The following is a 21,143-nucleotide window of genomic DNA, read 5'->3' as shown; positions in this document are numbered from 1 at the left end:
GGGAAATACTAATAGTCAGCTAGAACAGTTCCGCTTAAGTGCCCGGCGTTCCATTGAATTCTTCCGAAGGGGTCTGTTCGTCGCAATCGTAAACCTCTGCGGTGAAATAATCGCTGTTTTGGTCTACAGTGAACCACATCTTACCCCATTCGTTTGCAACCCGTCCGTCTGGGTCGGTTGATTGTGTTTCACAATTATCGCCATCATAGTTGAACCAAAACGCCCCATATCGTCCTGGGAAGACGCCAGGGTGGGTGTCTGCGTACTGTGGTCCCATTCCATCGATATAGATGGCAACTTCTTTCCGGCGGTTGTTGTTCTCATCCAAAAAGTAGAACACGCCGTAGTTGCCACTGACGCCATCAAAATACAGAGCTCCTTCGCGTGTATCCCACCAAAAATCCGCCGAAGCTGGGGTGGACACTACTGTGGCCAAGGCCAGACTTGCTGCGGTCAAATAACCCGAATTTACAATTCTCATTTGGAAATCCTCAATATGAAGCAATTGAGATGGTGACACGCTGAGCATTTCAGCAGTATCGGCTGTAAGCGCGTTGGGCGCAACTGTGATCCTGAATGGCGATGGGTCCGTGACATATGACCCCACATCCTCCAGTGTATTGGACGAGATGGCTCAAGGTGAGACACTGGAAGACAGCTTTACCTACACAGTGTCTGACGGCAATGGAGGGTTTGACACTGCAACTGTTACCTTAACAGTGTCTGGGGTTGACGATCCTCCAATCCTAACCGGAACGACCACTGCCCAATCGGGGTTCACCGATCAGGATTTCACTTATCAGTTTGCGGAAAATTTGTTTACCGATCACGACGAAGGCGAGGCCATCACCTATGACGTTACTCTGTCTGATGGCAGCCCGCTGCCTAGCTTCCTGAGTTTCGACGCGGGTACACGTACCGTCAGCTTTGCAGCAAATGCACCTCAGATAGGTGATATCGGCCTGTATACACTATTGGTGACTGCCAGCGAACCGGATGGGCAAAGTTCAACAACAACCTTTACACTCAGCGTGCTCGATGGTGCTTTAATTCAAGGTACATCAGGCAATGACAACCTCACCGGGACGATCCAAGGAGACCTTATTCAGGGCCTGGCAGGCAACGATACATTGTATGGTTTGACTGGGTCTGATGTTTTAGATGGTGGCGCCGACAATGATCGGTTGTACGGCGCGGCTGGTGATGATGTTCTTCTGGGTGGTGATGGAAATGACTATCTGTACGGTGAAGATGGCAATGACAGTCTCTATGGCGGTGCAGGAAACGACCAGCTGCAGCAAGGCAATGATGGCGGCACTCTGGATGGTGGTGAAGGCAATGACACCATGTACGCCAGCACCGATTCAAGTGGCAACTTTACCGAAATTCTGAACGGCGGAAATGGCAATGATTACGCTTATAGCGTCGGCTATTATTCGACTGACATAGTCGATATGGGGGCCGGAGACGACTATGTTCAGATCTACGCCAACGGCTATTCCGCACGTCCGGGACAGTCTACAATAACATTGGGTGCTGGGGCCGACACGGTCGAAATCACTCGCTACTCAAATTTCAATCAATATACGACAGCAACCTTTACTGACTTCAATGTCGGCGAGGATCGGATTGTGTTTGATGACTTCCTCTCTCAGCGCCTGTCTGGCTGGGATGGTGCGTCAAATCCATTTGGCGCAGGTTACTTGCGAATAATTCAAGATGGAACCAGCGCAGTGGTGCAAATCGACACCAATGGTGGCGGGGACAGTTTCCAGTCGATGTTTATCTTTGAGAACACATTGATTGACGACCTCTCGGACCAGAATTTCTTGATCGATGCCGCGACTTCACAAGGGTACGATCCAGATGGGGGAGGAGTCTTTGGTGCCGTTCAAAATGGCGACGGGTTTGCTAACGCGTTGACCGGTTCGTTTGGTGATGACGACATCTCTGGTTTTGCCGGTAACGATACTCTTGACGGAGGAAACGGTGTTGATGTTCTGGATGGTGGCGAAGATGATGATCTGATTATTGGCGGTTTCGGTGATGATGTCATGTCTGGTGGGGCCGGGGCTGACACATTTGTGTTTAGTTCTGGGGAAGGAGCTGACATCATTCAGGACTTTGTGGTTGGAACGGACTTTTTGTCACTGACGGGTGCTCAATCCATTGGCTCCATTACGGAAGTGGATACCGATGGCATCGGTGGAGACGATGCTACATTGATTACCTTTAGCGACTCTTCGTCGGTGCTGCTCGAAACAGTCCTTGGAATTATTGATCCAAATGATCTGCTTCTCTGAGGCGACCACCAACTGAAACCTGTTCCGACCGATTGCATGTGTCGGAGCAGGTTTAGCTACTTCTCGCACTTCATCGGCGAGCTTGTTGGTCTGACATCAGGAAAAACATTTGTTGGCGTGATGTATACCCAGAGTTTAACTCACTTTGGCCCTTGATCCGACAGTCGTCGCGGCAACCTTCTGCATCGCTATACATTTGGCCCAATCACATTTTTGCTGCAGCAACAAAATCACTGCCCCTAATCCAATACATCCTCACAACCCAAACTTCCCTCTCTCGTCCGCGCAAGTTTGCGAGCCCGCATGAAGTCTGCCGATCCATGGGCCAATTTGCATTGGAAGTAATCTAGCATCAAATCCTTCTCATCCTCGGTCCAGACCTCACGGGACCTTAGGTCGTCGATAACCTCGCACCGTCGACCGTCCGACATCTTGCCATAATGTGTTTCGGTGATGCCTTCAGTCTTGTGTCCCAGGTTCAACGACCAGGCCTTTCGACGCTCTGGGGTGAGGCAAAGGCTATCGCCCAGAGAAGCCAGACAGTGTCGCGCAGAGTGCGGTGAGAAACTTTTGCCGACTTTATTGCTGGCCACGGAAAAAGCAGAGCTCAGTGCACCTTCAGTTCGCATTGGGTCAATGGGCTTGTGCCCAAGTTTTTGACACGTCAGATGCGTGCAAGCAGGAAAAGCCGCGTCCCTAGTCACAAACCCTAACCGTTGCATCTCCGCTATCCAGTCACGAACGACACTTTGCATCTCGTCAGTGCGTGGAAACCAAAACACGCGAAAGCACTTACCGTTTTTAGCGCGCATGTCAGTGCCGTCCTGCACGACTTCATTCGCTTCTACGTCTAAGTGCCTTAATCGCAATGAGGTTAAAGCCCCAGCCCTCAACCCCGTCACAAACGTAAGGGCAACCATTGCACGGTCACGACGCTCTGAGATGGTTTTGTGGGGCATCGCACGGACCATTGCGATCGTCTCCTCCATCGTGGGATATGGTTTCGGAGTATCTTGCAGGTTCTTTGCACTGATACCTTTGGGAAGAGCAAAATAGTCAGGGATACCACCACTCAAACGGCGAAACCCATCCTGATGTCTTAGCCATTCGAAGAACTTACCCAAATGTGAGGCACGATGGCGGATTGTCGAGCGACCCAGACCGCCACTTTCTTTGGAGGTTTTCACCAACCCCACCAGAACATCCCGATAGGCTGCAGCGTCCTTTTGTGACACCCTGTCAAAGGGCTTACCATCCAGAAAACTCTCAAAAATTCGGATGCTCGCAAGGTGTGCATCGACTGTCTTTTCACCATAGCGCCCGGCGTAGACAAGCCAGTCATGTATGACCCGATCATTGGAAACGTGCTGATCGACGCCTTCAATAACGGAGATCTTCCCAATACTCCCCAGTCGAGGCACATTCTCTTCGTGTAATTGGGCGAGGCTCGTATTGGTATCGATGCAATTTTTAAGACTGTCGCATTCCGTCTTATCCAGTAACTTCATCACCCGAGCACCGCAATCCGGGCAAGTCGCCAAGGCATTTGAATGGGCCCTTTTTGCTGAAACAAATCCCAGCGAATGCACCTCAGGAAAAACCGCCGACTTACAGGCGACACACTTGAATTCTCCCGGCCGAAGATCCACTCGCTTTTTGGCTTTTCGCGCTTCATGAAACCGAGTTAATTCAGCCCCCCGAAACAACTGTAGCCCAATCCCGCCAATTGATCTGAGTCCCGACCCCACCCAGTTGGAGAGAGTATTTCGGCACACTTTATACAGTTCCAGGACTCCATTGACAGAGTAAACGCGATTTGCTTTTGGGCGAACAGACCTGTAGGCGCGGCTCATTTGCTCTTCCCCTTCGCCTTTAAAAGGGCTCTAGGACCTTCCTTCTCGAACTTTGCTTCGTAAACTAAAAAGGTCCGAAAGCCGCCATCGACTTGTCCCGGAGGACAGCGAAACAGGATGTGGAAACGCCTTCTCCGTTTTGACCCAGCGCCAAATTGTTGGCCGCGACACCCCAAAGCGCTCAGCAACTTGCTTATCTGATAAATAACGTTCATCGGCAGGGGCAAGGATAGAACCATACGGACCGGTGGTGTCGGGATGCGCTAAGGATTTGCCTTCTATTTGAACATTTTGCGGATTCGTCCTGAAACGACTCTTCGCCTCATTCTGCAAATGCGAGTGATCAAAAAGATCCGTGGTTTCTAACCCAGTGGGGATTCTTTTAGGCATGTCGAATTCCTTATTTCTTAAGGATTTCGAGACACATCTTGCATCAGGAAATAGTTGGGTATCACGCCTTCATTCTGCTGAAGACTTATCCATATGGATCGAGGCTATTTGAAACAATATACTGCTGTTTGGTCAAGTGGCTATTTCACTGACTGTAAATGTGGGGCCAACTACATTGTCCGAACAATTATCGCCGCTAACTCAATGTCTTAGCGGAAGTTAATGGCGGAGAGACAGGGATTCGAACCCTGGGAACCCGTGAAGGCTCAACGGTTTTCGAGACCGCCCCGTTCGACCACTCCGGCACCTCTCCGCGGGGGTCTGGTGAGGCAGCGTTTAAGGATGTTGTCGAAGCGGCGCAAGAGTGTTTTCACAGTTAAGTCAAGAAAGTCGGTTTTTCATTGTCAGCAGAATTGAACCGTCTAGGTGTTGTTGTATGAAAAAAATCACTTCTTTTCCCGCCTTCATGATGCACGGCTTGTTAGCGGTTGTTTTCGTGTCGTTATTTACAGGCTCAAGCGCGAAAGCCGCAGAGCGAAATCAGATTGAAGCTTTCCTGGAAGTGACTGGTTTTGATGTTGCATTGGACAGCATCGCTCTTTCCGCGAGCAGCGCACCAGACATGTTGGGACTAGAACCTGGTGAGTTTGGTGCCTCCTGGGGGAGGCTATCCCAACAGGTCTTCGATACCGATGTGATGCATGATCTGGCGCTGCAAATTCTAACCGAAACACTAGATGAAGATGCGCTCCAACATGCTGCTGAGTTTTATGCGAGCGATTTGGGGCAACGTTTGGTAGCCGTTGAAAACGCGTCACACTTAGTGGAGGAAGATGACGTTATTCAAAGTGCTGGACGTCGTATCATCTCTGATCTGGTTCGCGAAGGATCCGAACGATTGGAGACACTAAAGCGCATGGGCGCGGCGATCGATGCCGCTGGTACAGGGGTTAAAGCCGTACAACAGATCCAGCTTCGGTTTCTAATGGCGGCCAGAGATGCCGGAGTTATTGAATTAGATCTGGATGAGGAGGGGCTGCGTGCATTGATGAAGGAGCAAGAAGGTGACATGCGTCTGGCATTGCAAAGCTCCGCTCTTGCTGGATCGGCCTATACTTATCAGAGTTTCACTGATGATGAACTGCTTGACTATGTTGAAGCTCTAGAAGAGCCATTGATGCAAACGGTATATGAGCTTCTCAATGCGGTGCAGTACGAAATTACCGCGAATAGGTTTGAACTATTGGCATCTCGATTGCTTGAACTCGGAAATGGACAGGATATCTGACCGTGAACGACATGTTTACGTTGGAAATGACTTTCCTTTTGGTGAGGTGCTTGACAGCAAATGACAACTGCCGCATAAGCCCGCATCCCGGCCCGGAATCTCTGTGCCGGGTTCATTACGTAATCCGTCCCCAAAGGGACGCGCCGTTCGAGGTGGCTTAGGCCGAAACGCCCGACCAGGGGACCACAGAACGCGGTTGAAAAAGGAAAGACGCATGTTTGCGGTCCTCAAGACTGGCGGCAAGCAGTACAAAGTTCAAGCGGGCGATATCCTCCGCGTTGAAAAATTGGCTGCAGATGCTGGCGAAACAATTCAGTTCAACGACATCCTGATGCTGGGCGGCGACGCTCCGGTTGTGGGTGCACCCTTTGTTGAAGGCGCTGCTGTTCAGGCAGAAGTTGTCGATCAAATCAAAGGCGAAAAGCTGATCCACTTCGTCAAGCGCCGTCGTAAGCACTCTTCGAAGCGTACCAAAGGTCACCGTCAAAAGCTGACCCTCGTCAAGATCACTGAGATTCTGGCTTCGGGCGCTGACAAATCTGGTGTTAAAATTGCCACCGGTAAAGGTGATGCACCAGCTGCTACCAAAGCTGCTCCGGCTGCTAAAGCAAAAGCTCCTGCTGCTGGTTCTGACGATCTGACTCAGTTGACTGGTGTAGGCCCTGCCGCCGCCAAGAAACTGGAAGCAGCTGGTCTGACAAGCTTTGCTCAGGTTGCTGCATTGTCTGCAGATGATATTGCTGCTATCGATGCAATCAAAGTGAAGCCCGAGTGGGTTGAGCAAGCCAAAGATTTGGCTAAAGGCTAAGGAGAGACAGAATGGCACATAAAAAAGCTGGTGGTTCCTCCCGTAACGGCCGCGACTCAGCTGGTCGCCGCCTTGGCGTGAAACTGTATGGTGGCCAAGCGGCCATCTCTGGTAACATCATCGTTCGTCAGCGCGGCACCAAGTTTTGGCCGGGCGAAGGCGTAGGCATGGGCAAAGATCACACAATCTTTGCAACATCCGAAGGCGCTGTTACCTTCCACAAAGGCCTGAAAGGCCGCACCTTTATTTCGGTTCTGCCAGTGGCGGAGGCCGCTGAATAAACCGAACCCACAAGGTTAACAAAAATTTGGGGGATCGGTGATAAGCCGGTCCCTCTTTCTGTTTTTGGCATATGGCGCGATTTGAGACCGTTTTCGCCTGACGCTTTTGGACGCTGTTGTCCGTTCAACTAGTACCGATTGGATGAGGAACATCTAAATGAGCCTGGATCAAACATCTATACAGCCGTTCATCGAGTCTGAGCGGTTTGTTTTACGTCCGCTAAGAAAGTCGGATGCAGGGCTGCTATTGCAGTATAGCAGTGACGAGCGTGTCGCCCGAATGACCAGTTCTATTCCTCACCCACTGCCGCCAGGTGCAACAGAGGCCTACATCGAGCGCGCGTTGGCCAATGAACGAGACGAGGATATCTGGGCGATCGACGGCACCCGGGATGGCGGCGCAGAGCTAAAGGGTGTGATTGGTTTAAAGCGAATGGATCGCAACCAGTCGGAAGCGGGGTTTTGGATCGCGCCGGTGTTCTGGAACACGGGACTTGCATCAGAAGCTTTGAAAGCCCTGGTCGATGCAAATCCGCTAACCAACGCTGCGATGTTTGCCTCAGTTTTTCAGGACAACCCGGCTTCAGCGAAGGTGTTGACCCATTGTGGCTTTGAGTATCTGGGTGATGCAGAAACTTTTTCTGTTTCACGCAATTCCGCAGTGCCAACTTGGACCTACAGCAGAAAACTGTGATTGGCGTACCGCCTATGATGCGGTAAGGCAGGCGTTAAGCGAGGCTGGGCGAAACATTTCCCTGCTTTGGATCACTTGATACTATCACGTTTGGGGCAACCATTTGCTCCAGACGAAAAGGAGCAGTCATGAAATTCCTCGATCTGGCAAAGGTCTATATCCGGTCCGGTGGCGGCGGCAATGGCTGTATTAGCTTTCGGCGCGAGAAGAATGCTGAATATGGTGGTCCCAATGGCGGCGATGGAGGCAAAGGAGGGACTGTTTGGGTCGAGGTCGTCGATGGGCTGAATACACTAATTGATTTTCGCTACCAACAACACTTCTTTGCCAAAAGTGGTCAAAGCGGTATGGGCCAACAGCGCACAGGTAAAGACGGTGATGACATTATCCTGCGGGTGCCGGTTGGCACTGAAATCTTGGACGAGGATCAGGAAACCGTTATTGCGGATCTGACCGAAGTTGGCCAGCGTATCCAATTGGCAAAAGGTGGCAACGGCGGCTTTGGTAACTTGCACTTCAAAAGCGCGACAAACCAGGCACCACGTCGTGCTAATCCGGGACAGGAAGGCGTTGAGCGGACAATCTGGCTGAAGCTTAAACTGATCGCAGATGCCGGCCTTTTGGGGTTACCCAACGCCGGAAAGTCGACCTTTCTTGCCGCCAGCTCCAATGCCCGCCCAAAAATTGCAGACTACCCTTTCACGACACTTCACCCGAATCTTGGCGTGGTAGGCATTGATAACGCTGAGTTTGTCATTGCCGATATCCCTGGTCTGATTGCTGGAGCACATGAAGGACGTGGCATCGGCGATCGTTTTCTAGGCCATGTTGAACGCTGCTCGGTTCTTTTACACCTTGTTGATGGTACCTCAGTTAGCATTGCCGAAGACTACAATACCATAATCGGTGAGCTGGAGGCGTATGGTGGCGCGCTCGCTAGCAAAGCGCGGATTACCGCCTTGAATAAAGTTGATTCTTTGGACGATGATGAACGCGCCGAAGCAAAGGCCGAATTGGAAGCTGCAGTAGGCGGGCCCGTGTTGCTGATGTCCGGTGTCAGCCGTGAAGGTATGCCTGAAGTGCTTCGCGCTGTACGAGCTGAAATTGAAGCCGACCGTATCCGGCAACAGCCCGCTAAGGAGGCGGAGACTTGGCAACCCTAGTCTCCTCTAATCGCGTCGTCGTCAAAATCGGGTCAGCCTTGTTGGTTGATCGGAAAAAAAGTGAGTTGCGAGCTGAGTGGCTGCACTCACTTGCTGCTGATGTGGCTTGGCTCAAGGGGTTAGGCAAGGATGTTATTCTTGTCTCTTCAGGATCTATCGCATTGGGATGCGGCGTACTGGAGTTGCCACAGGCCGATCTTGCGTTGGAGCAATCGCAGGCAGCGGCAGCTGTTGGTCAGATCCGTCTGGCAAGAGCTTACGAACAAGCTTTGTTTCCCTATAACATCAAGACTGCCCAGGTTTTGGTAACACTGGAAGACAGCGAAAACCGTCGTCGATATTTGAATTCGCGTGCCACATTGGAGACATTGCTGAGTTTGGGCGTGGTGCCAATCGTCAATGAAAACGACACGATTGCCACAGATGAAATTCGTTATGGTGATAACGATCGTCTTGCAGCTCAGGTGGCTGTAACTGTAGGGGCGGATTGTTTGATCTTGCTGTCAGATGTCGACGGGTTTTACAGTGCAAACCCATCACTCGACTCCAGCGCGACCCGGTATGAGTTGATAGATAAAATCACCCCAGAGATTGAAGCGATGGCCGGCGACGGCGTTTCTGGACTGTCAAAAGGTGGTATGATCACCAAACTTCTTGCCGCCAAGGTATCAACAGCAGCTGGTTGCGCCATGGTAATCACAGAAGGTTTTCACCATAACCCATTGAAAAGGCTTTATGACGGAGCTAACTCCACTTGGTTTTCAGCACAGACTGATCCCCAGGCTGCGCGTAAGCGGTGGATCGCTGCAATGAAACCACGCGGCGAAATTTCCGTGGATCAAGGTGCCGATCGGGCTCTGAGAAGCGGAAAGAGCCTTTTGCCGGCAGGTATTACACATGTGGAGGGCACATTTGGCCGCGGTGAGCCGCTGGCCATTGTAAGCCCGGAAGGACATAAGTTGGGGCAGGGCCTTAGCCGGTATACTGATACTGAAACCCGCGCAATAATTGGGTGTCAGACACATCAGATCGAAGCTATCCTTGGCTACCCAGGTCGTGCAGCGCTTATCCACCGTGATGATATGGCGCTCTGACACTTTTCTTTGCTAAAAAAACTCGGTCAGAAAATTATCTCTGACACCCATTTGGGAAAAGGCCGAAAATGATGAAAGACATAGATAACATACCCGCAGTGATGGCAGATTTGGGTGCCCGCGCGAAAGCTGCGTCGCAAGTACTGGCCACGGCAACCGGAGAACAAAAGCGGACTGCGCTTATCAGCGCAGCCGACTTTGTCTGGGCACGTCGTAGCAACATCATTGCGGCCAATGCACTGGATCTGGAGTACGGACGCGACAAAGGTCTGTCCGATGCAATGATGGATCGGTTGATGCTGGACGAACCACGCATCCAAGGTATCGTTGATGGGCTGCGCGCTGTTGCTAATCAGCCTGACCCAGTGGGACAGGTGCTCGAAGACTGGGACCAACCTACTGGATTGAATATTCAGCGGGTACGAACGCCATTGGGGGTGATTGGGGTCATCTACGAAAGCCGACCTAATGTAACAGCTGATGCAGGGGCACTCTGTTTGAAAGCCGGCAATGCGGTAATTTTACGTGGTGGTTCGGAAAGTTTTAACTCGAGCTTAGCAATCCATGCATGTCTTGTGGCAGGGCTTTCTGCGGCGGGTCTGCCGGAGGATGCCATCCAACTGGTGCCCACACGTGATCGATCTGCTGTTCAGCAGATGCTGACCATGACCAACTATATCGATGTGATTGTCCCGCGCGGCGGCAAGGGTCTTGTTGGGTTGGTCCAGCGAGAAGCACGTGTCCCAGTGTTTGCTCACCTTGAGGGAATCGTACACATTTACATTGATAAAAAGGCAGATCCGCAAAAAGCGATTGATATCGTTGTAAACGCTAAAACCCGTCGGACGGGCATATGCGGGGCAGCCGAATGTCTGTTGATCCACAAAGATATAGCGGACACCTTGGGCAGAGATATTCTGTCGGCACTTTCATCGCTTGATGTTGAAATACGTGCTGAACAGGACCTTCCGGGCCCTCAGGGCATGAAGATAGCTTCCGACAAGGATTGGGGCTGCGAATATCTAGATCTTATAATTGCTGCCAAACGTGTTGATGGCTTGGAAGACGCCATTGACCACATACAAAAACATCATTCTCAGCACACTGATTGTATCGTGACAGAGGACTTGGATGCGGCAAATGAATTCTTTGCTCGTCTTGATAGTGCAATTCTGATGCATAATGCCTCCACCCAGTTTGCTGATGGGGGCGAGTTTGGAATGGGGGCTGAAATTGGGATTGCCACAGGCAAGATGCACGCACGCGGCCCCGTTGGAGCAGCGCAGTTGACCAGCTTTAAGTACCTTGTGCGCGGGAATGGTACTATCCGGAACTAGAACTATGGAGTGTCAGTCTGTTTTCCTGACACTCCTTGTTTTTTTTGGCAAACGTTAGAAGTTGATCGTTATCTTATCAAGGCTTTGCTCAACCCTGACAGTTCGGCCGATTTCTTTAGCGACCTCAGGCAGCAGGGCAAATTGTACCAGTGATGGGGTCACCGTGGTGCTCGATTGCCCGCCACTAATCCGCGCCCAGAGGTCATCGTCCACGTTTATTTTTTCAGCTTCGCCAATCACAGTCCACTTTCCATCTGCGCAAAACACCTTTGCAGATCCGCCATAAGGCATTGCGGTCTCTAGGCATTGCAGGGCTAGGAATGCAAGGCGGACTTCCCGACGGTTGCAAGGTTCTAGTGGTGACCAGCTATATTGAAGCCGCGCACCCTTACACATGTCTTCCAGAATCGAAACGCATTCAACACGACCTAATTGCTGATCGCCAGCGGCACCATATGCCACTCGAAAAAATCGAATTCTAGCATTTGCGTTACCTACACTATCGGAGATCAGTTCAAGTTCGGGACCACCAAGATCTCCTGACATTCCAAGCAGTTCAAGCCCATTATTAATGGCGCCGATTGGGCTGATCAAATCGTGACAGATCCGTGACCCTATCAAAGCTGCCAAATTGACGCTATTCACACTCATGTCTTTCCTCCGAATTAGGCCAATCCTTGATGAGTGACCTCAACGCAATTTTAGCGCCGGGTATGTTTGTCCGGCACCCCAATCATCCCGAATGGGGTTTAGGGCAAGTGCAGTCCAATATCGGCGGCAAAATTACCGTAAATTTTCGTGATCAGGGCAAGCTGGTAATCGATGGCTCCCGTGTTGCCCTTTCACCTGTGTTTGATCCGTCATAACCGTTGACGAAAAGTTAACAGTTTCCGCAAATTTTGCCTAAAAACTTGCTAGTTCATCGCAAAACAGGCTACCTGCGCGCAACCCCAAAAAGTGGCAATTCCAAATTATGCTTGTTGATGCACCATCGTTCACCGTTAAGATGGCCGAAACCAAAGACGAACTGATGGCAGCTCAAGCCCTACGTTACCAAGTGTTTATCCAAGAATTGGGTGGAAATGGCGACTTGGTTGACCATCATGACCAACTTGAACGTGACCGTTTTGATCCTTTCTTCGATCACATGCTGTTGATAGACAATGCTAGCGAAGCTGTCGTGGGTGTTTACCGGTTACTTCGAGAAGATCAGGCATCTCAGGCTGGCCAGTTTTATTCTGAAGACGAATTTGATTTATCTTTACTCAGAAATAGTGGCCGTAAGCTGTTGGAGCTAGGGCGTTCCTGCTTACATCCCGATTTTCGCGGCGGTACAGCCATTTACCATTTGTGGGCCGGTTTGGCTGATTATGTGACGCTCCACGGCATCGAAATTTTGTTTGGGGTAGCCAGCTTTCATGGGACCAATCTGCAAAAATTGGCCCATCCTCTGTCGATGTTGCACCACAACCATTTGGCGCCAGATACTTTGAGAGCGAAAGCAAAGGCCTATCAATCTATGGACCTGATTGCACGGGACGGATTGGACCGCCGAAGAGCGATGGTTGAAACCCCGGCGTTGATAAAGGCCTACCTGCGTTTGGGAGGATGCGTCGGAGATGGCGCTTTTGTTGATCATAAGTTCAACACTACCGACGTGTGTTTGATTCTTGATTCCGCTCGGATGACTGACGGTCAAAAACGTATTTACGCGAGCGAAAGAAAGAGATCATGAGTGTTAGTTGGCAAAGCAGTTCAGATCCGGACCCAGTCCATGTAACAGGACTGGGGTGGGGGTTAGTTTTTGTCCGTGGAATAGCGCTCGCCGCTCTCGTTTTTGGTGGTCTATTTGTTCTTTTACTACTCAGACTGATTGAACGCCCGCTTTTTGGTCAGAAGCGACCCGCAACCCCATACATAACGCAATTTGTTTGCCGAAACGCATTCCGCGTACTTGGAATCGGGTTTTACAGCACGGGAACATTGATGCGGGAGCGTGGGGCCGTTGTTGCCAATCATTCATCTTGGTTGGATATTTTTGCACTCAATGCCAGAAAGCGTATCTATTTTGTGTCCAAGGCAGAGGTGGCAAAGTGGCCAGGTATTGGCTGGCTGGCGCGGGCAACAGGGACCGTGTTTATTGAACGCAATCCCAAAAAAGCGGTCGAGCAGACCAATTTGTTTGAACAGCGTCTCAAAGCGGATCACAAGTTGCTGTTTTTCCCAGAAGGGACGTCGACAGATGGACTTCGTGTTTTGCCATTTAAAACAACTCTCTTTGCGGCGTTCTTTAGTGAAAAACTGCGCGATTTTATGTTTGTTCAACCAGTCACCGTAATCTACCACCCGCCAAGGGGTGAACCGGCCAGGTTCTATGGTTGGTGGGGAGATATGGATTTTGGTCCGCACCTAATCAAAACGCTCTCGATCCTGCGCCAGGGAGCTGTCGAGTTGATCTATCTTCCCCCAGTCCGTGTTTCGGACTTCAACAATCGTAAATCCCTAGCGGCCTATTGCGAGGCAAAAGTTCATGAAAGTCATGCCAAAGCCCTTAAACGAAACTTGTCGAATGAATAGCGATCTCAGGCTATTTGCGCTTGCACCAGTTTCTACAGTGATCTATACGCGCGGCATTCAAACCCGCAGGCGGGGTTTGGCCTGATTGGGGGAGACATCCCTAACAGACCGCCGGTTGGAGCATCTGCTCTAAGACCCCCGCCGAGGAATAAACCGGAAAGGTAATACGAATATGGCTCTTCCTGAGTTCACTCTTCGTCAGCTTCTTGAAGCAGGCGTACACTTTGGCCACCAGACACAGCGCTGGAACCCACGCATGGGTCCGTATATCTACGGCGCACGCAACGGCATCCACATCATGGATCTGACCCAGACTGTTCCAATGCTGGACCAGGCTCTGCAGGTTATCCACGACACCGTTGCCAAGGGTGGCCGGGTTCTGTTCGTCGGCACCAAGCGTCAGGCCGCGACACCAATCGCAGAAGCTGCTGAGAAATCTGCTCAGTATTTCATGAACCACCGTTGGTTGGGTGGCACATTGACCAACTGGAAAACCGTTTCCCAGTCGATCAAGCGCCTGAAAGACATCGATGAGAAGATGGAAGTCGGCTTTGATGGTCTGACCAAAAAAGAACGCCTCGGCATGGAGCGTGACCACGGTAAACTGCAAGCTTCGCTCGGCGGTATCAGCGAAATGGGCGGTGTGCCTGATTTGCTGTTCGTTATCGATGTTAAAAAGGAAGCACTGGCTATCGCCGAAGCCAACAAACTGGGAATCCCAGTTGTTGCAATCGTCGACACCAACTGTTCGCCTGATGGCGTTGATTACATCATCCCAGGTAACGATGACGCATCGCGCGCTATTTCGCTGTACTGTGATCTGGCAGCCCGCGCAGCTCTGGAAGGTATGTCCACTCAGCTGGGCGCCGCTGGCGTAGATCTGGGCGAGTTCGAAGAGGCGCTGGTTGAAGAAGTTCCGGCTGAAGGCGCTGAAGCTTAATCCGACTGTCACAGATTTAGTACATGGGGCAGGGTATGACCTGCCCCAATTCCGTTTTGATTTGAGGAGAGCCAAAACATGGCAATCACAGCAGCACTCGTGAAAGAACTGCGCGACACCACCGGCGCAGGCATGATGGACTCGAAAAAAGCCCTGACTGAAACCAATGGTGACATGGAGGCCGCAGTGGATTGGCTTCGCACCAAAGGTTTGGCTAAAGCTGCCAAAAAATCCGGCCGTACCGCCGCTGAAGGCTTGGTTGCAGTTGCAGTCGATGGCAACAAAGGTGTGGCTGTCGAGGTTAACTCTGAAACCGACTTTGTTGGTAAGAACGCCGAATTCCAGGAAATGGTTGGCGGCATCGCCAAGGTTGCTTTGGGCGTGGCTGATGTTGATGCTCTGAATGCAGCGGACATGGGAGGCAAGACTGTTGCCGATGTTGTAACCGCTAAGGTTGCTACCATTGGTGAGAACATGTCGGTACGTCGTATGTCCACGCTTGAGGGCGACGTTGTTGTGTCTTACGTACATAACTCGGTCACTGCAGGCATGGGTAAAATCGGCGTTCTGGTTGCACTTACTGGTGGCGACGAAGCCTTGGGCAAGCAGATTGCGATGCACATCGCTGCTGTCAACCCAGCTGCGCTGAGCGAAGCTGATTTGGACGCTTCGGTTGTTGAAAAGGAAAAGCAGGTCCAGATGGACATCGCGCGCGAATCCGGCAAGCCAGAAGCCGTGATTGAAAAAATGATCGTAGGCCGGATGAAGAAGTTCATCGGCGAGTCGACTTTGCTGAACCAGTCCTTTGTGGTAAATCCTGACCTGACAGTTGAATCCGCTGCAAAAGAAGCAGGTGCAACAATCACCGGGTTTATTCGCCTTGAAGTAGGCGAAGGAATCGAAGTTGTAAAAGAAGACTTTGCGGCCGAAGTTGCCAAGGTTTCACAGGGCTAACTTCTTTCTGCGCGTATCAAGTGCGTGCCATCATCGCAGTTACATTGACCCGCGCCGTCCTGGTGCGGGTCATTTTATTACATATTGAAGAGCCCAAAAAAAAACGGAGCCGCAAAATGCGACTCCGTTCTATATTTGAAAGGCCCCTCTAGATGGGGATGGAAGGTCCTCTCAGGACTCCCTAATTGGTGTGAAAATACACACCAAATTTGAGATACGGATGAGGACAGTTCAAAATAAGAACCCCTCTGACCGCATGTCCCTTAGGCTAAAGCCTCCACTCACGGAACAACCGGAGAATGCAACGATTCTCGCTAAAGGGTAAGTAGTGAATACCTTACCTTTTCAAACCCAAAGAAAGCTTAGGCAACAGATAGTTACGGCGAAAAACTTGGACGTTTTGCGCGCTAGGCTTCCATAACGAACATTTGATTTTGTAAGGCGGCTTTTAGCACAGCCTGGGCTGTTGTCTCCACGCTGAGGGCGTCACGTGCTAGCCGAAGATGCTTCTCCACCGTAGCAGTAGTCAGACCCATTAGAAGTGCGATATCTTGGGTCGTTTTTCCATCGCCGACCCATTGCAGCGCCTCTCGTTGGCGTTTGGTCAGGCCTCTATTGGGAGGAGAGTAGGGCAGGGACAAAATTTTTAGGTGGGTAATATTGTTAATTAGAACAATGTCTTCCCCATGCAATTCCCACATTTCATCCACTTGATCTTGGCTAACGCCCCGTTTTGCAGCAAGCGAAATTGCCCCTTTAAAGCGTCTAGAAATCGAATGGAAACTAATGGTGTATCCAGCAGTCATTCCTTGACCAACATTAAACTCGATGACCTTTTGACCTTCAGCACTGAGTTCCTGTTTGGCCATTTGTTCATGTACCTAAGGCCCATCGTGTCATAGGTGCATGAAAGTAGAGACCTGTATGCATAAAGCCATTTAGGTATTCGCTGGAATGATTCGACAAAATGACAAAGTCATCAGGGTCGCCAAGTGATGTTTCAGTCTTATATCGAGTGTATCCATAGATGAGCCGATCCAGACCGTATTGTGCCATCTGTTCGACATGACCGACCCATAGCTCTTCTAAGCTGCGGCAGCCGGATACAAAATGCAGATACTCGGTAAGTTTCATTTGTCGTCACACATGTCCAAATGTGCGAGAAGTGCGTCAATTCCCATTATGTAGCCTCGGGAACCAAATCCACAAATCTGACCAATGGCTACCTTTGAAATATATGATACATGTCGAAACTCTTCACGCGCATGTATGTTCGACAAATGTACCTCTACACATGGTAGTTCCACCGAGGCAATCGCATCCATCAATGCAATCGATGTATGTGTATATGCACCAGCATTCAGAACAATACCCTGTTGGCCAGACTTAGCTGCATGTATCGCATCGATTAATGCACCTTCATGGTTTGATTGCAGGCAGCTGATAAGAGCCCCTCGGGTTCCACCATATTTAATGCAGTCTGCTTCAATCATGGAGAGGGTTTCCCGACCATAGACATCGGGTTGTCGCGTTCCGAGGAGGTTAAGGTTGGGGCCATTCAAAACCAAAATATTGGACATTGCGCTCGCTTCCTTAGCCAACTGATAATACAGGTATTATGGCATCCATCTAAATATGGTGAAAGGGTTGTGGAAAAACTGGTTGGAAATATCCAATTAAATTGTGAATTGGGGCAATTATGCAAACATCATCTCTTCATGACGGATCAGTTCAGTGTACGCTGCAACGGAGGTCATGCAGCTAAAAGTAGAACCACAGAGCTGGAAGAGAGTGTTTTTGTGTGCAAATGTTAAACTGTGGATCTATGAGCGGATACGAATTTCTATATACTCTAAAATGCATGGCCTCTGTGGCTAGCTTACGTCAGGTCCTGTGCCAGTTCATACATTGTCAACCCAAATGGTAATTGCAAATCTGAGCAGGGGTTAGCTAAGTCGCATATCCTAGTTCATCCGTGGCGTAACCGATATGAAAATCTGTTGCATTTTCAGCTGAACATTTACCTGAAGCAGTACAAACGGGAGCTCAAAATGGACAAAAGCAGCCAAGTACTGGACCTGGCGGCTGTCGAAAAATACTTGCGTCTGCATCTGCGTGAATTCAAAGGACCATTGGACGCAAAAAAATTCGAAACAGGCCAGTCAAACCCAACTTTCTTACTCAACACCCCTTCCCGAAACTATGTTCTTAGACGAAAACCAACCGGGGTTCTGTTGAAATCGGCCCACGCGGTGGAACGCGAGTTTCGTGTTCAAAAAGCACTTTCAGAGACCAATGTACCGGTCGCTACCATGTTGCACTTATGTGAGGACAACGCCGTCATCGGCTCATCTTTCTATATTATGGACCATGTTAACGGACGGAATTTTGTAGAACCAACACTTACAAAGCTAGATCATGACAGTCGAAGGTTGGTGATCAATGAGATGGCCAGGATTTTGGCTGAACTCCACAAAGTAGATATCGATCTAGTTGGGCTGTCGGACTATGGCCCCTCAGGAAACTATTTTGAAAGGCAATTGGCACGCTGGTCCAAGCAGTACCTTCTCACCCAAACGCAACCTATTGTTGCGATGGACCAATTGATGTCATTGCTGCAAACACAAATGCCAGCAGATGACGGGCAACGTAGTCTAGTTCATGGCGACTATCGCATCGACAATATGATTTTTCAGCACAATGGTACCAGTTGCCAAGCGTTGCTAGATTGGGAACTGTCAACGATCGGCCATCCGTATGCTGATTTGGCCGCAGTGATCATGCAGTGGCAAATGCCGCCGGGGCAGGAGGGTCGTGGACTAGCCGGTGTTGACCGAAAAGAACTTGGGTTGCCTACTGATCAGCAGTTCATTGATACCTATTGCGAATACCGAGGGTTGAAAGTGATTGAAAACTTCAAATTTTATCTAGCATTCAGTTTTTTTCGGATGGCGGCTATCCTCCAGGGAGTGCTCAAACGGGCAGTAGAGGGCAACGCGTCTAATCCTGGTCATGCTCAGAAATTGGGAGAGTTTGTGCCTGTTTTTGCCCAAAAAGGTCTGGAAACTCTTGTAAAGTAGCCCGGAGTTAGAGGGATCACTTTTATAGGGCGATAATTTGCACTAAATAGTGCCAACAAAACGACAACTCGACCCAAATAGAAAAGGCCCTTCGATGGATCAAGCGCGCCTCAAATACTTAAAAGAATGGCAGCAACGTTATGTAGATCAACGAAAGTTTTCTGGTAGCTCTGTTCTGATCCAACGGGCTGGGCGTGAAGTTCTTTTCAACGCTGTAGGGCTACGCAATATCCAAGAAAACCTTGCGTTCGACCGCGACACCTTGGTCCGGATATATTCAATGTCCAAACCCGTAACTTCGGTTGCAATGATGATGTTGGTTGAACGTGGATTAGTTCATTTGGATGCACTTGTTTCAGATTTTATTCCGGAATTTGGCCGAATGACGGCCTTGGTACCAGGTGCGGCATCGATTGATCAAACTGAACCTAGCTGTTCGCCAACGCTCCACCAATTGCTGACCCATACCAGTGGGCTGAGCTATCCCTTCAACCCAGGTGTACTGGGAGACGCGATGGCAAAAGGCGATTTAGTTTTTAAAGCAGATCAGGGGAAACTTGTTGACCTGGCAGCAGACGCCGCCAGTTATCCACTTGCATTCCAGCCTGGGGTGAGATGGGAATACTCCATCGGCATAGATATTATTGGGCGCGTTATTGAAGTTATTTCCGGACGCACGTTAGCCAAATTCTTCGATGAAGAAATTTTCACCCCCCTGGGAATGACCGAAACAGGCTTTTCAGTTGTTAACGGGGCCGGAAATCGGTTTGCATCACTGTATACACCACTCGAGGGTGAGGCCATGGCTTTGACTGCGGCCCAAAAGGGCAGTGAAAGCCTTCGTTTGATAGATAGCTATGATAACTCGCCATTTCTGGCAGCTGAAATGATGTCGGGGGGAGGCGGCCTAACAGGATCCATTGATGACTATATGCGGTTTGCTGAAATGTTACGTTGCCGCGGCAAACATCAGGATTTGCAAATTCTTGCGCCTCAAACAGTTGACTTCATGTTGAACAACCATTTGGCAGGTGACATCGCTTCATTGGGTCCTAAAAGCTTCGCCGAACAACCGATGGAAGGCATGGGATTTGGTTTGGGGGGATCCGTTGTTTTGGATCCAAGACGTACGCGCTGTGCTGGATCGATTGGTGACTTTGGTTGGGGAGGAATGGCTTCAACGTTCTTTTGGGTTGACCAAAAACTGGACCTTTCCGTTGTGTTCTTTACTCAGTTGTCGCCTTCAAGTTCGTATCCTGCGCGAGCCGAATTGAAAGCGCTGGTCCATGCGGCCATCTTAGATTGAATTAAGGGAGAGCTGTAAGTGACTGATGCTGCACTGATCTTACTCAACTTGCTTGACTTAGAACGGCTAGATCGAAATCTGTATCGAGGTATTGGATCGGGCGGAGAGACGCCAACCCGTATCTACGGGGGACAAGTCATTGCGCAGGCATTGGCAGCAGCTTATGCCACTGTACCAGACAGGCTATGTCATTCGCTTCATGCCTACTTCATTCGGGCTGGTGATCCGTCATTGCCAGTGATCTATGAAGTAGATCCATCCCGAGATGGTGGTAGTTTTACGACCAGGCGTGTCGTCGCTATGCAGAATGGTAAGCAGATTTTGAACCTTGCTGCTTCGTTTCACATTTCAGAAAGTGGTTGGCAGCATCAGCATTCTATACCGAACGTTCCTGAACCTGATCAATTGGTTTCCAGGGCTGAGCAGCACAGCCAGCACGCACATCGTATAGAATCGAGCCAAAGAACTGAATTCACACGCGAGCGTCCGTTCGAAATTCGAGAAGTTGATCCGCGCGATCCACTTAATCCTGTGGAGACCAGCGATATCAACCACATGTGGATACGAATGGAAGCAGCCAAAGGAGCTAATCCGCAACTGCAGCACATTTTGATGGCCTATGCATCTGATTTTGGCTTACTCGGATCTGCGTTACGGCCACATGGGTTAACCTGGTATCGTCCTGAAGCTATGACCGCGAGCCTGGATCATACAATGTGGTTTCATGCACCAGTTCATTTTGAAAACTGGCATTTGTATTCAATGGATTCACCGTTTGCTGGCGGAGGTCGTGGATTCAATCGTGGTTCAATTTATACTCAGGACGGTCAGTTAGTGGCCAGCGTTGCGCAAGAAGGTTTGATGCGTCCATTGAGATCATAATGTTGAAGGTGCGGTATCAAATACCTTCAGATGATCCTTTACCGATATGACATAATACCGATTATACGATGAATTTAGCTGTTTTGCTGTGAGCGACCTTCCGAGAGTTAAAACGCAATGATTTCTCTGGCCCAGAAATGCCAAAGACGGTGCGGCTAATTAGGTGTCTGGCTGCCGCACCGTGCTCGTAGAA

General features: G+C 50.1%; 21 protein-coding genes, 1 tRNA gene and 1 pseudogene. 16 read left to right on the top strand and 7 right to left on the bottom strand.

The window, feature by feature from the left end; all coding sequences use genetic code 11:
* Positions 1-34 precede the first annotated feature (34 nt).
* On the bottom strand, positions 35-481 hold the full coding sequence (locus GO984_RS01765) for a hypothetical protein (protein ID WP_157020853.1): 447 nt from the start codon (positions 479-481) through the stop codon (positions 35-37).
* Positions 482-521: 40 nt separating this feature from the next.
* On the opposite strand from GO984_RS01765, the gene GO984_RS01760 reads away from it, so the two are divergent.
* Complete coding sequence (locus tag GO984_RS01760; RefSeq protein ID WP_280818066.1) at positions 522-2,303, top strand: putative Ig domain-containing protein; 1,782 nt, start codon at positions 522-524, stop codon at positions 2,301-2,303.
* 239 nt (positions 2,304-2,542) lie between these two features.
* Here the strand turns inward: GO984_RS01760 and GO984_RS01755 are convergent, their stop codons facing one another.
* From GO984_RS01755 to GO984_RS01745, 3 genes are all read right to left on the bottom strand, one after another.
* Positions 2,543-3,811: a tyrosine-type recombinase/integrase gene (locus tag GO984_RS01755; RefSeq protein WP_157020851.1), complete on the bottom strand. Its 1,269-nt coding sequence runs from the start codon at positions 3,809-3,811 to the stop codon at positions 2,543-2,545.
* 375 nt (positions 3,812-4,186) lie between these two features.
* The gene (locus GO984_RS01750) at positions 4,187-4,546 is read right to left on the bottom strand and encodes a helix-turn-helix transcriptional regulator (protein ID WP_157020850.1); all 360 of its coding nucleotides are present in this window, start codon (positions 4,544-4,546) and stop codon (positions 4,187-4,189) included.
* Between the two features lie 223 nt (positions 4,547-4,769).
* Positions 4,770-4,859 (bottom strand) — tRNA-Ser (locus GO984_RS01745).
* 123 nt (positions 4,860-4,982) lie between these two features.
* On the opposite strand from GO984_RS01745, the gene GO984_RS01740 reads away from it, so the two are divergent.
* The 7 genes from GO984_RS01740 (at position 4,983) to GO984_RS01710 (ending at position 11,211) form a co-directional block, all read left to right on the top strand.
* Positions 4,983-5,834: a DUF2059 domain-containing protein gene (locus GO984_RS01740; RefSeq protein WP_157020849.1), complete on the top strand. Its 852-nt coding sequence runs from the start codon at positions 4,983-4,985 to the stop codon at positions 5,832-5,834.
* A 214-nt stretch (positions 5,835-6,048) separates the two neighbouring features.
* Positions 6,049-6,642: a 50S ribosomal protein L21 gene (locus GO984_RS01735; protein ID WP_157020848.1), complete on the top strand. Its 594-nt coding sequence runs from the start codon at positions 6,049-6,051 to the stop codon at positions 6,640-6,642.
* A gap of 11 nt (positions 6,643-6,653) precedes the next feature.
* Positions 6,654-6,923, top strand: a complete 270-nt coding sequence (gene rpmA, locus GO984_RS01730) for a 50S ribosomal protein L27 (RefSeq protein ID WP_138165500.1) — start codon at positions 6,654-6,656, stop codon at positions 6,921-6,923.
* Between the two features lie 157 nt (positions 6,924-7,080).
* Positions 7,081-7,617 carry a GNAT family N-acetyltransferase gene (locus tag GO984_RS01725; RefSeq protein ID WP_157020847.1) on the top strand — a complete coding sequence of 179 codons (537 nt, stop codon included), beginning with the start codon at positions 7,081-7,083 and terminating at the stop codon, positions 7,615-7,617.
* A 128-nt stretch (positions 7,618-7,745) separates the two neighbouring features.
* The gene (obgE, locus tag GO984_RS01720) at positions 7,746-8,780 is read left to right on the top strand and encodes a GTPase ObgE (protein WP_157020846.1); all 1,035 of its coding nucleotides are present in this window, start codon (positions 7,746-7,748) and stop codon (positions 8,778-8,780) included.
* Positions 8,768-9,874, top strand: coding sequence for a glutamate 5-kinase (gene proB / locus GO984_RS01715; protein WP_157020845.1), 1,107 nt, complete (start codon positions 8,768-8,770; stop codon positions 9,872-9,874). Before obgE ends, proB begins: the two co-directional genes overlap by 13 nt.
* A 71-nt stretch (positions 9,875-9,945) precedes the next feature.
* Entirely contained in the window at positions 9,946-11,211 is a 1,266-nt protein-coding gene (locus GO984_RS01710) for a glutamate-5-semialdehyde dehydrogenase (RefSeq protein ID WP_157021197.1), read from the top strand.
* A 54-nt stretch (positions 11,212-11,265) separates the two neighbouring features.
* Here the strand turns inward: GO984_RS01710 and GO984_RS01705 are convergent, their stop codons facing one another.
* Positions 11,266-11,862, bottom strand: a complete 597-nt coding sequence (locus tag GO984_RS01705) for a histidine phosphotransferase family protein (protein WP_157020844.1) — start codon at positions 11,860-11,862, stop codon at positions 11,266-11,268.
* A gap of 29 nt (positions 11,863-11,891) precedes the next feature.
* Here GO984_RS01705 and GO984_RS01700 point away from each other — a divergent pair, with 29 nt between their 5' ends.
* From GO984_RS01700 to tsf, 5 genes are all read left to right on the top strand, one after another.
* The gene (locus GO984_RS01700; RefSeq protein WP_157020843.1) at positions 11,892-12,077 is read left to right on the top strand and encodes a DUF3553 domain-containing protein; all 186 of its coding nucleotides are present in this window, start codon (positions 11,892-11,894) and stop codon (positions 12,075-12,077) included.
* Positions 12,078-12,184: 107 nt separating this feature from the next.
* Positions 12,185-12,946, top strand: coding sequence for an L-ornithine N(alpha)-acyltransferase (gene olsB, locus GO984_RS01695; protein ID WP_157020842.1), 762 nt, complete (start codon positions 12,185-12,187; stop codon positions 12,944-12,946).
* A complete protein-coding gene (gene olsA, locus GO984_RS01690) occupies positions 12,943-13,788 on the top strand; it encodes a lyso-ornithine lipid O-acyltransferase (protein WP_157020841.1) in 846 nt (281 codons plus the stop codon). The genes olsB and olsA overlap by 4 nt, the downstream gene beginning before the upstream one ends.
* A 172-nt stretch (positions 13,789-13,960) precedes the next feature.
* Positions 13,961-14,728 carry a 30S ribosomal protein S2 gene (gene rpsB, locus GO984_RS01685; protein ID WP_157020840.1) on the top strand — a complete coding sequence of 256 codons (768 nt, stop codon included), beginning with the start codon at positions 13,961-13,963 and terminating at the stop codon, positions 14,726-14,728.
* 78 nt (positions 14,729-14,806) lie between these two features.
* Positions 14,807-15,682, top strand: a complete 876-nt coding sequence (gene tsf, locus GO984_RS01680; RefSeq protein ID WP_157020839.1) for a translation elongation factor Ts — start codon at positions 14,807-14,809, stop codon at positions 15,680-15,682.
* A gap of 407 nt (positions 15,683-16,089) precedes the next feature.
* Here tsf and GO984_RS01675 read toward each other — a convergent pair.
* Positions 16,090-16,816: pseudogene (locus GO984_RS01675) on the bottom strand (helix-turn-helix transcriptional regulator).
* Positions 16,813-17,262 (bottom strand): type II 3-dehydroquinate dehydratase, encoded by a 450-nt coding sequence (aroQ, locus tag GO984_RS01670; RefSeq protein WP_157020838.1) that lies wholly within the window; start codon positions 17,260-17,262, stop codon positions 16,813-16,815. The pseudogene GO984_RS01675 and the gene aroQ overlap by 4 nt, the downstream one beginning before the upstream one ends.
* A 471-nt stretch (positions 17,263-17,733) precedes the next feature.
* Here aroQ and GO984_RS01665 point away from each other — a divergent pair, with 471 nt between their 5' ends.
* From GO984_RS01665 to GO984_RS01655, 3 genes are all read left to right on the top strand, one after another.
* Positions 17,734-18,762, top strand: a complete 1,029-nt coding sequence (locus tag GO984_RS01665; RefSeq protein WP_157021196.1) for a phosphotransferase family protein — start codon at positions 17,734-17,736, stop codon at positions 18,760-18,762.
* Between the two features lie 94 nt (positions 18,763-18,856).
* A complete protein-coding gene (locus GO984_RS01660; RefSeq protein ID WP_157020837.1) occupies positions 18,857-20,068 on the top strand; it encodes a serine hydrolase domain-containing protein in 1,212 nt (403 codons plus the stop codon).
* Positions 20,069-20,086: 18 nt separating this feature from the next.
* Positions 20,087-20,950, top strand: a complete 864-nt coding sequence (locus GO984_RS01655; RefSeq protein ID WP_167740183.1) for an acyl-CoA thioesterase domain-containing protein — start codon at positions 20,087-20,089, stop codon at positions 20,948-20,950.
* Positions 20,951-21,143 lie beyond the last annotated feature (193 nt).

Source organism: Parasedimentitalea huanghaiensis (assembly GCF_009753675.1).
In the GTDB taxonomy this organism is placed as follows: Bacteria; Pseudomonadota; Alphaproteobacteria; order Rhodobacterales; family Rhodobacteraceae; genus Parasedimentitalea; species Parasedimentitalea huanghaiensis.
This window is presented reverse-complemented; position numbering and strand designations above follow the sequence as displayed.